Source organism: Streptomyces cavernicola (assembly GCF_029968035.1).
Classification (GTDB): Bacteria; Actinomycetota; Actinomycetes; order Streptomycetales; family Streptomycetaceae; genus Streptomyces; species Streptomyces cavernicola.
The window spans coordinates 1-13965 of sequence record NZ_JASCIQ010000074.1; the positions used below are offsets into that span (position 1 = coordinate 1).

Here is a 13965-nt window from a genome sequence, read left to right on the forward strand (position 1 = left end):
CGTGTGTGCCGGGCCTTTTCGAAAACGGCGCCTTATAGGGGGCGGTTCGGGGTCACGCGCCCAGAGAGTGACTCGGGGTCACGCGCCCGACCCTCCGGGGGCCGGGGACGGGCTGGCCTTGCAGCCGTCCTGCTTCTTGATGGCCGCGCCCACCTCGCCCTCGAGCAACGCGTTCAGCGCTCCGTCGCCCTGCTGCTGGATCTTGCCCAGGTCGTCGGCGACCTTCTGCAGGCCCTGCGAGAACTCCTTCAGGCCGTCGGGCGACTGGTCCTTGGCGTCCAGGCCGTCGATGTCCTTCTTCAGCTTCTCGTACGACTTCGAGGTCTCGTTGAGGTCCTTGATGGCGTCCTGCTGGATCTTCTCGCCGTTGTCGACGGGCGGCGGGCCCGCCTTCTCCAGGGCCCCGGCGATCGCCTTGTCGGCGTCTGAGATGGCCTTGAACGCCTCCGAGTCGGCCTTCTGGATCTCCTCGGGCTTGCCGTCGGCGGCCGTGGAGACGATCGTCTGCTGAGCCTTCACGCTCTTCTCGAGCTGCGGCTGGATCTGACCGCACAGTGACTTGGCCCAGTTGTCGAGCTTCTCTTCGTCGCTGTCGCCGCATCCCGACAAGGCCAGTACCAGTACCGCACCGCCGGACAGTGCGGCTGCGAGCTTCTTGTTCACCGGATTGGTCCCTTCCATGGCTCTCGGCCCCGGAACATACACGCCGCGTGGACGACAACCGCGGGGCGAGAGTCCGATTCAACACCCATTGCAGCCATTTGCACCAAGGGAGAGGAGAGTCACTGAAACAAAATGTCAGCGCATGGCGCAACAAGGCGGGCGGACAAGGTGTCAAAACACCTCGCCCGCCCGCCTGTTGAGCCGGTGACGACCTCCGGTCAGGACACCACCGCGGGGTCCGAGGAGTTCGCGACGCGCTCCGCGTCACCCTCTTCACCCACCGCGATCCCGCGCCGCTTGGAGATGTAGACGGCGACGACGATCACGAGGATCGCGAGCAGCGCGATGCCCACGCGTACGCCGACACTCGCGTCGTCGCCGTAGCTGAACTGGACGACCGCCGGCGCGATGAGCAGCGCCACCAGGTTCATGACCTTCAGGAGCGGGTTGATCGCCGGTCCCGCGGTGTCCTTGAACGGGTCGCCCACGGTGTCGCCGATGACCGTCGCGGCATGCGCCTCGGAGCCCTTGCCGCCGTGATTGCCGTCCTCGACGAGCTTCTTGGCGTTGTCCCACGCGCCACCGGAGTTGGCGAGGAAGACCGCCATCAGCGTGCCGGTGCCGATGGCGCCCGCGAGGAACGAGCCGAGCGCGCCGACGCCGAGCGTGAAGCCGACGGCGATCGGCGTGAGCACGGCGAGCAGACCCGGCGTGGCCAGCTCGCGCAGCGCGTCCTTGGTGCAGATGTCGACGACGCGCCCGTACTCCGGCTTCTCCGTGTAGTCCATGATCCCGGGGTGCTCGCGGAACTGCCGCCGCACCTCGAAGACCACCGCTCCCGCCGACCTGGACACCGCATTGATCGCAAGCCCCGAGAAGAGGAAGACGACCGCGGCGCCGAGGATCAGGCCCACCAGGTTGTTGGGCTGCGAGATGTCCATGACGAGGTTCATCGGCGCCCCGTCCCCGAGCTTCTCGCCGACGTCCTTGGCCGCTGCCGCGATGGCGTCGCGGTACGAGCCGAAGAGCGCCGAGGCCGCGAGCACCGCGGTGGCGATGGCGATGCCCTTGGTGATGGCCTTGGTGGTGTTGCCGACGGCGTCCAGGTCGGTGAGCACCTGCGCGCCCGCGCCCTCGACGTCGCCGGACATCTCGGCGATGCCCTGCGCGTTGTCGGAGACCGGCCCGAAGGTGTCCATCGCGACGATCACGCCGACGGTGGTGAGCAGACCGGTACCGGCCAGGGCCACCGCGAACAGCGCGAGCATGATCGACGTACCGCCGAGCAGGAACGCCCCGTACACGCCGAGGCCGATCAACAGGGCGGTGTAGACGGCCGATTCGAGGCCGATGGAGATACCGGCGAGCACCACGGTGGCCGGTCCGGTCAGCGAGGTCTTGCCGATGTCCTTGACCGGGCGCCGGTTGGTCTCGGTGAAGTAGCCGGTGAGCTGCTGGATCAGGGCGGCGAGCACGATGCCGATGGCCACGGCGACCACGGCGAGCACCCGCGGGTCCCCGCTCTTGGCCTGGATCGCGGCGTCGGTGACGCCCTTCAGCTCGGCGTAGGTGGCCGGCAGATAGACCCAGACCGCCGCGGCGACCAGGGCGAGGGAGATCACCGCGGAGATGAAGAAGCCGCGGTTGATGGCGCTCATCCCGCTGCGGTCGGCGCGCCGCGGGGCCACGGCGAAGATGCCGACCATCGCGGTGAGCACGCCGATCGCGGGCACGATCAGCGGGAACGCGAGCCCGGCGTCGCCGAAGGCGGCCTTGCCGAGGATCAGCGCGGCGACCAGCGTCACGGCGTACGACTCGAAGAGGTCGGCGGCCATTCCCGCACAGTCGCCGACGTTGTCGCCCACGTTGTCGGCGATGGTCGCGGCATTACGCGGATCGTCCTCCGGAATGCCCTGCTCGACCTTGCCGACCAGGTCGGCGCCGACGTCGGCGGCCTTGGTGAAGATGCCGCCGCCGACTCGCATGAACATCGCGATCAGCGCGGCGCCGAGGCCGAACCCTTCGAGCACCTTCGGTGCGTCGGCGGCGTACACGAGGACCACGCAGGCAGCGCCGAAGAGGCCGAGCCCCACCGTGAACATGCCGACGACGCCACCCGTACGGAAAGCGATCTTCATGGCCTTGTGCGAAACAGCCGTCAGATCCTTTGCCGGTTCTCCTTCCGCGGGCGTGGCTTCACGAGCGGCCGCCGCCACCCGCACATTGCTGCGTACCGCGAGCCACATGCCGATATAGCCGGTGGCCGCCGAGAAGAGCGCTCCGATCAAGAAGAAGATCGAACGGCCGGCGCGCTGATTCCAGTCGTCCGCGGGCAACAGCATGAGCAGGAAGAACACCACCACGGCGAATACGCCGAGGGTGCGCAACTGGCGGGCCAGATAGGCATTTGCGCCTTCCTGGACCGCGCCGGCGATCTTCTTCATGCTGTCGGTGCCCTCGCCCGCAGCGAGCACTTGGCGCACCAGGACCCCGGCGACGGCGAGCGCCGCGAGGGCGACGACTCCGATGACCATCACGATCAGTCGGTTGTCCGAGGTGAGTACTGCTGCCGCGAGGGTCGATGGGTGATCAAACTGATGAGGGGTAGAAAGCCCCGCCATTCGTCCTCCTTGACGCTTGGGCTGAGCTCAAGATGTGGACGGATTGTAGGGAGCAGAACCTGATCAAAACAGTGCGCGACAAACGGAATTGGCCTGCAGTTGCCCATCAGCAAATGATCGCGTCCTTCGATTGCCCTCGAAAGCGGTAATGCTTCAAAGGCATTGACGGCGCGGCGTCCTCGAACGATACGGCCACGGTGATCGATAAACACCGGCAACCGTCTCGACCGCGAAATACCCTTGATCAAGGGCGAGTTGATGAAAACGGAGGGGTGCGCGGACACGAAAAACGGCGCCGCCCCCGCAGGGGCAGCGCCGTCGTTCGGATCTGAGTCAGGGAAGCAGCGTCGTCGGGGCCGCCGGCCAGCTCATCTTGATGAGCCCGCCTTCCGGTCCCGCCGTCACCTCGACGTCGTCGACCAGGCCGCTGATGACGGCGAGGCCCATGTCGTCCTCGCCCTCGGCGTCCAGATCTTCCGCCCCGGGCTCGCCCGGGGCCGAGCCGCCGTCGACCGAGGTGTCGGCATGCGCCACCTCGTCACCGACCTCGATGGAGAACTTCTTCTCCTCCTCGATGAGAGCCACCCGCACCGGCGCCGTGACGCCGGCACTCTGATGCAGCCCGACGGCGCGCGAACATGCCTCGCCGACGGCGAGCCGCACTTCGTCGAGTACGGCCTCGTCCACTCCGGCTCTGCGCGCCACTGCGGCCGCCACGAGTCTGGCGGTCCGGACGTGCTCGGGCAGCGCGCTGAAGCGGAGTTCAACGGTGGCCATGCATCCCCCTCGGACGTGTGAGCGTGCTTTCAAGGGGCCGGGCACATCGGCCCGGCGCCCCCTGCTCCTAACGCCCCGGACGACAGGCCCGGGGCACCGGCCCTCAGTCGGTGGCCGCCACCGCTTCCTCGACCGAGGTGTGGATGGGGAACACCTTGGTCAGGCCGGTGATGCGGAAGATCTTCAGAATGCGCTCCTGGTTGCACACCAGGCGCAGCGAACCCTCATGGGCCCGCACTCGCTTGAGACCGCCAACCAGCACGCCGAGTCCGGTGGAGTCGAGGAAGTCCACGCCCTCCATGTCGACGACAAGGTGGAAACTGCCGTCGTTCACCAGCTCGACCAGCTGCTCGCGCAGCTTGGGCGCGGTATATACATCGATTTCGCCACCGACCTCGACGACCGTACGATCGCCGACGGTACGGGTCGACAGGGACAGGTCCACGGATCCTCCAGCACCTTGCTATCGAGCGCTCGCCCCTCGGACACCTGATGTCAGGCCTGGGACGGTCGCCAGCCGCGATGGCATTCAATCACTTACCGGCGGGCGTGCACGACGCCTTCGGACCATTGTCCGTCACGCCAGTGACACACTCGGTGCCGATGGCCAAGAATCACCGACCCGATCACCCCTCTGCGGGCGGCCCCGAGCGACCCTCTCCGCGTGTGGTCCTGGACCGACTCACCGCCGGGGGAAATCGGGCTGCGCGCATCACTCATAGGGAGCACTTGCCCCCCAGAGAGGGCCGCCATGCCGTCTGGCCTGATCGCATCCGGTCAGAAGTGATCTCGGCCGTTCAGCAAGCGGGCATCGAGCATCCCTGGGCCCACCAGGCGGAAGCCGCGGAGCACGCCCTCGACGGCCAGTCGGTGGTCGTCGCCACCGGCACCGCCTCCGGCAAGTCGCTCGCCTATCTGGCCCCGACCCTCTCGGCGCTCCTTGACGGCTCCGAGGCCCCGAACGGGCGGGGCGCGACCGCCCTGTACCTCGCGCCCACCAAGGCCCTCGCCGCCGACCAGTGCCGGGCCGTGAAGGAGCTGGCCGCCCCGCTCGGCAACGCCGTCCGGCCCGCGGTGTACGACGGCGACACCCCCGTCGAGGAACGCGAATGGGTGCGCCAGTACGCCAACTACGTCCTCACCAACCCCGACATGCTGCATCGTGGCATGCTGCCGTCCCACCCCCGCTGGTCCTCCTTCCTGCGCGCCCTGCGCTATGTGGTGATCGACGAGTGCCACACCTACCGGGGCGTGTTCGGCTCGCACGTCGCCCAGGTTCTGCGCCGCCTTCGCCGCCTCTGCGCCCGCTACGGCTCCGATCCGGTCTTCCTCCTCGCCTCCGCCACCGCCGCCGACCCGTCCATAGCGGCGGGCCGGCTCACCGGCCTGCCCGTGCAGGAGGTCGCCGACGACGCCTCGCCGCGCGGCGAGCTCGTCTTCGCCCTGTGGGAGCCGCCGCTCACCGAGCTCCGCGGCGAGAAGGGCGCACCGGTCCGCCGCACCGCCACCGCCGAGACCGCCGACCTCCTGACCGATCTGACCGTCCAGGGCGTCCGCTCGGTCGCCTTCGTACGGTCCCGCCGGGGCGCCGAGCTGATCTCCGTGATCGCCCAGGAGCGGCTCGCCGAGGTCGACCGCTCGCTGGTCGGGCGCGTCGCCGCCTACCGGGGCGGCTATCTGCCCCACGAGCGGCGCGCCCTGGAGCGTGCCCTGCACTCCGGCGAGCTCCTCGGGCTCGCCGCCACCACCGCCCTCGAACTCGGCGTCGACATCTCCGGCCTCGACGCGGTCGTCATCGCCGGCTACCCCGGCACCCGCGCCTCCCTGTGGCAGCAGGCAGGCCGCGCAGGGCGCTCGGGCCAGGGGGCGCTGGCGGTGCTTGTGGCCCGCGACGACCCGCTGGACACCTATCTCGTCCACCACCCCGAGGCGCTCTTCCAGCAGCCGGTCGAGTCCACCGTCCTCGACCCGGACAACCCGTACGTCCTCGCGCCGCACCTCTGCGCCGCCGCCGCCGAACTTCCGCTCACCGACGACGACTTGAAGCTGTTCGGCCCGACCACCGAGGAACTCCTTCCGCAGCTGGAGGCCGCCAAGCTGCTGCGCCGCCGTACGAGGGCCTGGCACTGGACGCGCCGCGAGCGCGCCGCCGACCTCACCGACATCCGCGGCGAGGGCGGCACCCCCGTCCAGGTGGTGGAGGCCGGCACGGGCACCCTGCTCGGCACCGTCGACGCCGCCTCCGCCCACACCGCCGTGCACGCCGGGGCCGTCCACCTCCACCAGGGCCGCACCTATCTGGTGCGCGAACTCGACCTCGAAGAGTCGGTCGCCCTCGTCGAGCAGGCCAACCCGCCCTACTCGACCACCGCCCGCGACACCACCGCCATCTCCGTCCTGGAGACCGACGTGGAGATCCCGTGGGGCGAGGGCCGCCTCTGCTACGGCTCCGTCGAGGTCACCAACCAGGTCGTCTCCTTCCTCCGCCGCCGGCTGATCACCGGCGAGGTCCTGGGCGAGTCCAAGCTCGACCTTCCTCCTCGTACGCTGCGCACCCGCGCCGTGTGGTGGACGGTCACCGAGGACCAGCTGGACGCGGCCCGGATCAATCCGGAGATCCTCGGCGGCGCCCTGCACGCCGCCGAGCACGCCTCCATCGGCATGCTCCCGCTCTTCGCGACCTGCGACCGCTGGGACATCGGCGGCGTCTCCGTGCCCCTGCACCCCGACACCCTCCTGCCGACCGTCTTCGTCTACGACGGCCACCCGGGCGGCGCGGGATTCGCCGAGCGCGCCTTCCACACGGCCCGCGAGTGGCTGGCCGCGACCAGGCAGGCGATCGCCTCCTGCGAGTGCGAGGCCGGCTGCCCGTCCTGCGTCCAGTCCCCGAAGTGCGGCAACGGCAACGACCCGCTGCACAAACGCGGAGCCGTACGCCTGCTCACGGAGCTCCTCAAGGCGGCGCCCGCTCCGTAGGTCCACCTGGTCCACCTGGTCCGGCGGTGGGGCCGATGGCGAGGGCGACCGGCCGGGTGACGGCGTAGGTCCCGCCTCGGGCGGACCCGCACGCGCGCGCTGCTGTGCCCGGACTCCGCCCGCCCGTGCCCGTACCGTCACGTCGGCGATCTCCCCGCGGACGGCGCACCGCACCACCTCGGCCCCTTGCGCCGCCGCCACCCGCTCGGCCCCGACACAGGCCTCCTCCCGGCCCCGCAACGCACGGTCCGCGGCGGCGAGCGCCGCCAGGTCGGCGGCCCCACCCGCGCGGTGTCGCGCCAACACGGCCTGCGCAAGCAGCAGTACGGCCCCGAAGACCACGCACAGCGCACCGACCACCAGCACCACCCAGAGCGTCGCCGAGCCCCGCTCGCGACCCGACCCGCTCCAGCGCGAGCCGCTCGCACGCCGCTCCGCCCATGCCCTCCTTCCGTTGGCCCTCACCCCTGCGGCCATGACCGCCCCACGGCCTCCTCGGACAGGGCGACCGCGTGGGCTTTCAGCTCCAGCGTGAGCGCGCGCGGACCGGGAGCATGGGCGGCGACGGCCACCCGGACCAGATCGCCCTCTCTGCTCACCGTCACCCGAGCCCCTTCGGGCGCGGCCCGCTTCGCCGCGTCGACAGCGGCGCGCTCCGGTTCCTGCCGGGCCGCCGCGCGAGCCCCGGCCCGAGCCGCGTCCACACACTGGATCTGCGCAACGGCGGCCATCAGCCCCCACAACATCGCCACCCCGACCAGTACGAGGGTGGGGATCACCGTGGCCGCCTCGGCCGTCACATATCCGCCGTCACGCCCCTTCCCGGCGCCGTGGGCGCGCGGCTCAGGCCTGGACACCGAGCGCCTTGGCGACGATCGACTCCAACGCCGCCTGCACCGCGTCGGACGTCACGACCTTGTAGAGCACTGCCGCGAAGCCGCATGCCGCGACCGTGCCCATCGCGTACTCGGACGTCGTCATCCCCGCGTCGCCCGCCGCCCGCAACCGGGCCCGCAGCAGCCGCAGCGCGCCACGGCACCGGCCTCCGAGGCCATCCGCACCGAAGCCGTTCCTCAACTTCCCCACATATCGCATGTGTTGTGAACCCCCGTACTTTTCATGACAGTTGATGACTCGCAGAGGCCGGTTCAGATGTGGAGTCCGCGGGCTCCGCGAGAGTCAGCCGACGTTCAGGACCCCGCCGGCCAAGCCGATGACCACCGGCACCACACCCACGGCGAGAAACGCGGGCAGCAGGCACAGGCCGACCGGTGCCGCGATCAGAACGCCTGCCTTGTGCGCCCTCGCTCCCGCTGCGCGGGCCCATGCAGCGCGACAGTCCGCAGCGATCATGGACAGCTCCTCGGCGGCCGGCGCGCCCGCGTCGCAGGCACGCGCGAGGCACCTCGCCAAGGGCCGGGCACCCGGCAGGACGCCCAACCGCCCCCACACCTGGGCCGATTCGCCGCCGAGCCGTAGCTCCACGGCGGCCAGCGCCAACCGGTCACCGACCGGCCCGCCCAGCGACTCCCCCACCGCCTCCGCAGCGGCGACAGGACCTGCCCCCGCCGCCACACATGCGGCCACCAGGTCTGCCGCCAGCGGGAGTTGGCGCTCCGCCTCGACGGCCTCCGCAGCCGTCAGGGAGCCGTCGATGCCTTCCGGCCCCATGCCGCCCGGTCCCGCGTCGCCCGGTCCCGCGCCGCCCGAGGACCGCTCGCGCCGCCGCAGCCACTGCCGTACGGCATACCCGGCCAGGCCACCGAGGACTGCTCCGAGGACGCCGCCCACCAGGACGAAGCCTCCGCAGGCTGTGCCCAACACCGGTGCCCACCCCGCCAGTTCGCGCCCCTGGAGCGGGTTCCGCAGACGTCGGGGCGGTTCGGCGCTCCCCAGCAACCTGCGGATCCGCCGCCGCGCTCGCCGTTCGCCCCTCTCCGCCAGGACCGCCCTCAGGACCAGGAACAGCGCCGCCGCGCACACCGCCGTCACCCCCACCCTGTGGACCGCCTCCGCATCGAGCCAGCTCCCGCTCATCCCCACCCCGAGTCATCGCCCCTCCGCGCGGCGCACGATCCGCACCGCCCACCAGATCCCCGCACCTTCAAGGCACCCGCCGACCAGCAGGCAGCCAAGCCCCACCGGGGTGTGAAGCAGTACACGCAGCGGGTCGGCACCCAGGCCAAGACCCATGAGGAGCCCGACGACCGGCAGGGCCGCGAGCAGAGCCGCAGTGGACCGTGCCGTGGACAACCGCACGCGCAGATCGGCACGTTGGTCCCGCTCCGCCCGCAGCGCGCCCTCCAGCCGGGCGAGGCCGGCCGCGAGCCCGCCGCCTCGGTCGACCGCCACGCGCCAGCACGCGGCGAGCCCGAGGAGCCCTTCGGCCCCTGGCTCCGCCGAGGCCGCGCGCAGCGCCTGCGGCACATCACCCCCGAACCGCGCCGCCGCGAGCACCGCCCCCGCGGACCCGCCTAGACCGGACTCCGCCTCTCCCTCCGCGGAACGGACGGCGGCCAGCATCGCCTCCCCCGGCTGCCGTCCCGCGCGGACCTCGGCGGCCAGGGCGGCACACAGCACGATCACCGCATCGGCCCGCGCCAGCCTCTGCCTGCGCCGATCGCGGCCGCGCAACACCCGCTTCAGCAGCGGTACTCCGAGCGCTCCCACCACCAGCGGAAGCACCGACTCCCCGACCACCGCCACGGCCAACCCGACGGCCAGACACCACCATTCACGCCCGACCCGCTCCCGCACACGCGCGAGCAGCCGCTCCCCCGGAGGCACAGGCACCGGTTCGCGCACCGCCGCCCCCGCGAGCAGAAGCCGCGCACGCCGCAGCCCCCGGTCCTGCCCGACACACAGCCAGGCCGCAGCTCCCGCGCACACGGCCGCCGCGTACACCGGCGCAGCCTGCCCACCTGCCGCGACCATCCCACCCCCACTCACGCGGCACCGCCCAACAGCCGCTGCAGCCGCGGCCAGCCCTGCTCGTACGCGAACGCCTCCGCGCCCCACCGCAGGGCGGGCTCCGCCACCACAAGGCCGGCGGAGTTCCGCTCCAGGACGCACACCTCGGCAATACGCCGCCGCCCCTTGCGGCCCCGTACGAGATGCAGCACCACCGAGACCGCGGCCGCCAACTGGCTGTGCAGCGCCGCGCGGTCGAGACCGGCTGCCGTGCCGAGCGCTTCGAGGCGGGCCGGGACGTCGGTGGCGGCGTTGGCGTGGAGCGTGCCCGAGCCGCCCTCGTGGCCGGTGTTCAGAGCGGCCAGCAGGTGCACGACCTCCGCTCCGCGCACCTCGCCCACGACCAGCCGGTCGGGCCGCATCCGCAGTGCCTGGCGGACCAGATCCCGCAGGGTCACCAGGCCCGCGCCCTCCTGATTGGCGGGCCGGGTCTCCAGGCGGACCACGTGCGGGTGGTCGGGACGCAGCTCGGCGGAGTCCTCGGCAAGCACGATCCGCTCGGTCGGCTCGACGAGCCCGAGGAGGGCGGACAGCAGCGTGGTCTTGCCCGAGCCTGTACCGCCGCTGATCAGGAAGGAGAGCCGCGCGTCGATGAGCGCCCGCAGGATCCGCTCACCGCCGGGCGGAACCGTGCCCGCCGTGACCAGCTCGCCCAGGGAGAAGGCCTTGGGCCGCACCACTCGCAGGGACAGGCATGTCGACCCGACGGCGACGGGCGGCAGGACGGCGTGCAGCCGCGTGCCGTCCGGCAGCCGCGCGTCCACCCACGGGCGGGCGTCGTCCAGCCTCCGCCCGGCGACCGAGGCGAGTCGCTGGGCGAGCCGCCGCACAGCGCCGACGTCCGCGAACGAGACCCCGGTGAGCTCAAGCCCTCGCCCCCGGTCGACCCAGACCTGCTCGGGCCCCGTCACCAGCACGTCCGAGACTTCCGGATCGGCGAGCAGCGGCTCCAGCGGACCGGCGCCCACCAGCTCGGAGCGCAAGTCCCGCACCACGGCAAGAAGTTCGGCGTCGCCCAGCACCCGGCCCTGTTCCCGCAGCGCTCGCGCGACCCCGGCCGGAGTCGGCTCGGCGCCGGACGAGGCGAGCCACTGCCGTACGCCATCGAGGAGCTCCGCCGTCATGACGCGCCCTCCGCGGGGAAGTGCGCCCAGAAGCCCTCGCAGAACCGGGCGAGCGGACTGTGCCCGTCCGCGCCGGGCGGCCCGCCGGCGCGCGCGAGGCCCGGTTCGGCCGGCAGCTCACCGGCCAGCGGCAGGCCGAGCAGCCCGGCCACCTCGTCGCCGTCAAGACCTGCCGTGCCCGGTGCGCGCACGACAGCGCGCAGGTCCCGCAGCACCGCTGCTACCGCTGTCGCGACACGGCCTGCCGCCGCCACCGCGCGGAGCTCGGCCGGCACCACGAGCAGTCCGAGATCCACCTGGGCCAGCGCTGCCACGACGCTGTCGTCAAGGCGCCGAGGCAGGTCCACCACAACCGCTCCGCCCCTGCGGCGCGCAGCCGCCATCACGGCCCTCATCGCGCCCGGCGGCACCGTCACGGTGTCCCCTCGGTCCCAGCTGAGGACCCGCAGATCGTGCAGGCTCGGCAGCGACTCCTCCAGGGCGTTGGCCCCGACGCGCCCCTTGGACTCCGCGAACGCGGGCCAGCGCAGCCCCTTCGCCGTCTCGCCGCCGAGCAGCACGTCCAGGCCACCGCCGAGCGGGTCCGCGTCGACGAGCATCGTGCGCCTCCCGGAGCGCGCCGCCGTCAGCGCGAGGGCGCATGCGAGCGTCGACGCTCCGGCACCGCCCCTGCCGCCGAGCACGCCGACGGTGAGGGCCGGATGGCCTACTCCCTCGGCCACGTCGGCGATCCGGTCGACGAGCCACTCCTCAGCGTCCGGCAGCCGCAGCACATGGTCGGCGCCGATCTCCACGGCCCACTGCCAGACCCTGGGGTCGTCCTGCTCGTGACCGACGAGGCACACCCCGCGTCGGCGTACGGCCCCGCGCACCCGGTGCAGCGCGTCGTCCCCGACGAGGACCAGCGGCGCCGTGTCCCAGGCGCCCCCGTGCTCGGGCAGTCCGTGGTGCACCTCGGGCCGCGCACCCGCCGCGGCGCACAGCCTCAGCAGGTCGTCGAGCAACTGCGCGTCCTCGGTGACGATCAGCGGCCTGGCGCGCTCTTCCCCGTCGGCCGGCCCCCGGTCATGCGCGATCGAACCCGTCATGACTCGGCCCCCTCTCACTTGTGTACGTGACGAACGTCGTGAATCCCGCAGGCCGCGAACGAGCCGATGAACGGGGCTCGGACTTCGCGGCTGGAATCACGATGAGCGGAGGCGGGAAATCGTGTGGATCTTGGTCGAAAACTGTGGACAACTCGCCGGTTGTGAATAACTCCGTCACCCAAACCGGTGACGGCTCGAAAACTGCCGCAGAGCAGCCCGACCGCTACGCACAGTCACGGATCTTGGTGGTCACGCTCGAACGCCGATCGAGCACCGATCGGGCGTTCAGCGGACATGAAGAAGGGCCCGAAACGGGCCCGGACATGCGACGACCCCCGCCGGGGGGGAGAGCGGGGGTCGTCCCCACGGTCCGACTCGGGGGGGGAGGAGCCAGACCGGGTTAGCACGGTCGCGAACGATCCGTGACTTCCATGGTGTACCCGAGAGCCTTCTCAGGCAAACCCACGCGCCAAAGCTTACGCCGAATGGTTGGCCCCTATGCTCGGGGCTGTGGAAAACCACTCCTTGCCTCGCACAGCTGCCTTCTTTGACCTGGACAAGACGGTCATTGCGAAGTCGAGCACGCTCACGTTCAGCAAGTCCTTCTACCAAGGAGGACTGATCAACCGCAGGGCCGTGCTGCGTACCGCATATGCCCAGTTCGTCTTTCTCGCGGGCGGCGCCGATCACGACCAGATGGAGCGTATGCGCGAATATCTCTCGGCACTCTGCCGCGGATGGAACGTGCAACAGGTCAAGGAGATCGTCGCCGAGACGCTGCACGACCTGATCGACCCGATCATCTACGACGAGGCCGCATCCCTCATCGAGGAGCACCACACGGCCGGCCGCGACGTAGTGATCGTCTCCACCTCGGGCGCCGAGGTCGTCGAGCCGATCGGTGAACTCCTCGGCGCGGACCGGGTGGTGGCCACGCGCATGGTGGTCGGCGAGGACGGCTGCTTCACCGGCGAGGTGGAGTACTACGCGTACGGACCGACCAAGGCGGAGGCCATCAGGGAGCTCGCCAAGTCCGAGGGGTACGACCTGGAGCGGTGCTTCGCGTACAGCGACTCGGCGACCGACGTGCCCATGCTGGAGGCGGTCGGCCACCCTCACGCGGTCAACCCTGATCGCGCACTGCGCCGCGAAGCGGTCTCCCGTGAGTGGCCGATTCTGGACTTCCACCGGCCTGTCCGCCTGAAGCAGCGGGTTCCGTCGCTGTCGGCCCCGCCGAGGCCCGCGCTCGTCGCCGCGGCCGCGGTCGGCGCCGCTGCCGCCACCGCCGGACTTGTCTGGTTCGCCAGTAGGCGACGGTCGCTCGTCTCCTGAACGCGGACGCGGGCGCGGGCGCTCCAGGGCCTCATAGAGGGGCCGCTTCGCCCGTATTTGAACCTAAAAGTAAAGAAGTCAGCCCAGCACTTTCGCTTACCCCATGACTGGAGTACAAAGGAGTCAACGGCCCGCGAGACCAAGGACATCCGAGAGGATCACCTTTAACGCAACCAAAGGCCCCACGGACCGAAGCATGAACGTCAAGCACCCACGCGACGTCGACCCGTCGATTACGGGCCAGCCGCACCAGGCAACGGGCAAAGTTCCCCGACCTGATGGGCAAGATATCGAGGACGCTTGGTAACTCGGCGGACATGCCAGCGGCGGTACCAGGACTGGTACCGCCGCAACCCTGTTCAGGGACTTTTCAAGGCAACCCGAGCCGCCGACGAGGCGCCGCCAAAACAGGCT

At 71.1% G+C, this 13965-nt stretch carries 12 protein-coding genes and 1 pseudogene; 2 read left to right on the top strand and 11 right to left on the bottom strand.

From position 1 onward, the window contains the following. Window positions 1-78: 78 nt before the first annotated feature. The 4 genes from QIS96_RS36985 to bldG all read right to left on the bottom strand — a co-directional run bounded on the left by QIS96_RS36985 (window position 79) and on the right by bldG (window position 4506). Window positions 79-663, bottom strand: coding sequence for a small secreted protein (locus QIS96_RS36985; protein ID WP_282547272.1), 585 nt, complete (start codon window positions 661-663; stop codon window positions 79-81). Window positions 664-881: 218 nt separating this feature from the next. Beyond that, the gene (locus QIS96_RS36990; protein WP_282547273.1) at window positions 882-3284 is read right to left on the bottom strand and encodes a sodium-translocating pyrophosphatase; all 2403 of its coding nucleotides are present in this window, start codon (window positions 3282-3284) and stop codon (window positions 882-884) included. A gap of 333 nt (window positions 3285-3617) precedes the next feature. Further along, window positions 3618-4061: an ATP-binding protein gene (locus QIS96_RS36995; RefSeq protein WP_282547274.1), complete on the bottom strand. Its 444-nt coding sequence runs from the start codon at window positions 4059-4061 to the stop codon at window positions 3618-3620. A gap of 103 nt (window positions 4062-4164) precedes the next feature. After that, window positions 4165-4506, bottom strand: coding sequence for an anti-sigma factor antagonist BldG (bldG, locus tag QIS96_RS37000; RefSeq protein ID WP_003975386.1), 342 nt, complete (start codon window positions 4504-4506; stop codon window positions 4165-4167). A gap of 77 nt (window positions 4507-4583) precedes the next feature. Here bldG and QIS96_RS37005 point away from each other — a divergent pair, with 77 nt between their 5' ends. Then, a complete protein-coding gene (locus tag QIS96_RS37005; protein WP_282547275.1) occupies window positions 4584-7037 on the top strand; it encodes a DEAD/DEAH box helicase in 2454 nt (817 codons plus the stop codon). 93 nt (window positions 7038-7130) lie between these two features. Here the strand turns inward: QIS96_RS37005 and QIS96_RS37010 are convergent. The 7 genes and pseudogenes from QIS96_RS37010 to ssd all read right to left on the bottom strand — a co-directional run. Next, window positions 7131-7514 (bottom strand): annotated as a pseudogene (locus QIS96_RS37010) (Rv3654c family TadE-like protein); the annotation flags it as partial. Then, a complete protein-coding gene (locus tag QIS96_RS37015) occupies window positions 7499-7894 on the bottom strand; it encodes a TadE family type IV pilus minor pilin (protein WP_282547276.1) in 396 nt (131 codons plus the stop codon). The pseudogene QIS96_RS37010 and the gene QIS96_RS37015, both read right to left, overlap by 16 nt. Continuing rightward, window positions 7881-8132: a DUF4244 domain-containing protein gene (locus tag QIS96_RS37020; protein WP_282547277.1), complete on the bottom strand. Its 252-nt coding sequence runs from the start codon at window positions 8130-8132 to the stop codon at window positions 7881-7883. Before QIS96_RS37020 ends, QIS96_RS37015 begins: the two co-directional genes overlap by 14 nt. A gap of 84 nt (window positions 8133-8216) precedes the next feature. Further along, a complete protein-coding gene (locus QIS96_RS37025; RefSeq protein WP_349017442.1) occupies window positions 8217-8861 on the bottom strand; it encodes a type II secretion system F family protein in 645 nt (214 codons plus the stop codon). Window positions 8862-9086: 225 nt separating this feature from the next. After that, entirely contained in the window at window positions 9087-9971 is an 885-nt protein-coding gene (locus QIS96_RS37030) for a type II secretion system F family protein (RefSeq protein ID WP_282547279.1), read from the bottom strand. A gap of 11 nt (window positions 9972-9982) precedes the next feature. After that, entirely contained in the window at window positions 9983-11131 is a 1149-nt protein-coding gene (locus tag QIS96_RS37035; protein WP_282547280.1) for a TadA family conjugal transfer-associated ATPase, read from the bottom strand. Further along, complete coding sequence (gene ssd, locus QIS96_RS37040; protein ID WP_282547281.1) at window positions 11128-12219, bottom strand: septum site-determining protein Ssd; 1092 nt, start codon at window positions 12217-12219, stop codon at window positions 11128-11130. The genes QIS96_RS37035 and ssd overlap by 4 nt, the downstream gene beginning before the upstream one ends. A 498-nt stretch (window positions 12220-12717) precedes the next feature. Here ssd and QIS96_RS37045 point away from each other — a divergent pair, with 498 nt between their 5' ends. Continuing rightward, window positions 12718-13551, top strand: coding sequence for an HAD family hydrolase (locus tag QIS96_RS37045; RefSeq protein ID WP_282547282.1), 834 nt, complete (start codon window positions 12718-12720; stop codon window positions 13549-13551). Window positions 13552-13965: the final 414 nt, after the last annotated feature.

What these genes read in the sequence shown, in the direction of transcription:
- QIS96_RS36990 (WP_282547273.1), bottom strand. Translation starts at nt 3,284, where the DNA reads ATGGCGGGGCTTTCTACCCCTCATCAGTTTGATCACCCATCGACCCTC.
- QIS96_RS36995 (WP_282547274.1), bottom strand. Translation starts at nt 4,061, where the DNA reads ATGGCCACCGTTGAACTCCGCTTCAGCGCGCTGCCCGAGCACGTCCGG.
- QIS96_RS37005 (WP_282547275.1), top strand. Translation starts at nt 4,584, where the DNA reads ATGGCATTCAATCACTTACCGGCGGGCGTGCACGACGCCTTCGGACCA.
- QIS96_RS37020 (WP_282547277.1), bottom strand. Translation starts at nt 8,132, where the DNA reads ATGCGATATGTGGGGAAGTTGAGGAACGGCTTCGGTGCGGATGGCCTC.
- QIS96_RS37030 (WP_282547279.1), bottom strand. Translation starts at nt 9,971, where the DNA reads ATGGTCGCGGCAGGTGGGCAGGCTGCGCCGGTGTACGCGGCGGCCGTG.
- QIS96_RS37035 (WP_282547280.1), bottom strand. Translation starts at nt 11,131, where the DNA reads ATGACGGCGGAGCTCCTCGATGGCGTACGGCAGTGGCTCGCCTCGTCC.
- ssd (WP_282547281.1), bottom strand. Translation starts at nt 12,219, where the DNA reads ATGACGGGTTCGATCGCGCATGACCGGGGGCCGGCCGACGGGGAAGAG.
- QIS96_RS37045 (WP_282547282.1), top strand. Translation starts at nt 12,718, where the DNA reads ATGCTCGGGGCTGTGGAAAACCACTCCTTGCCTCGCACAGCTGCCTTC.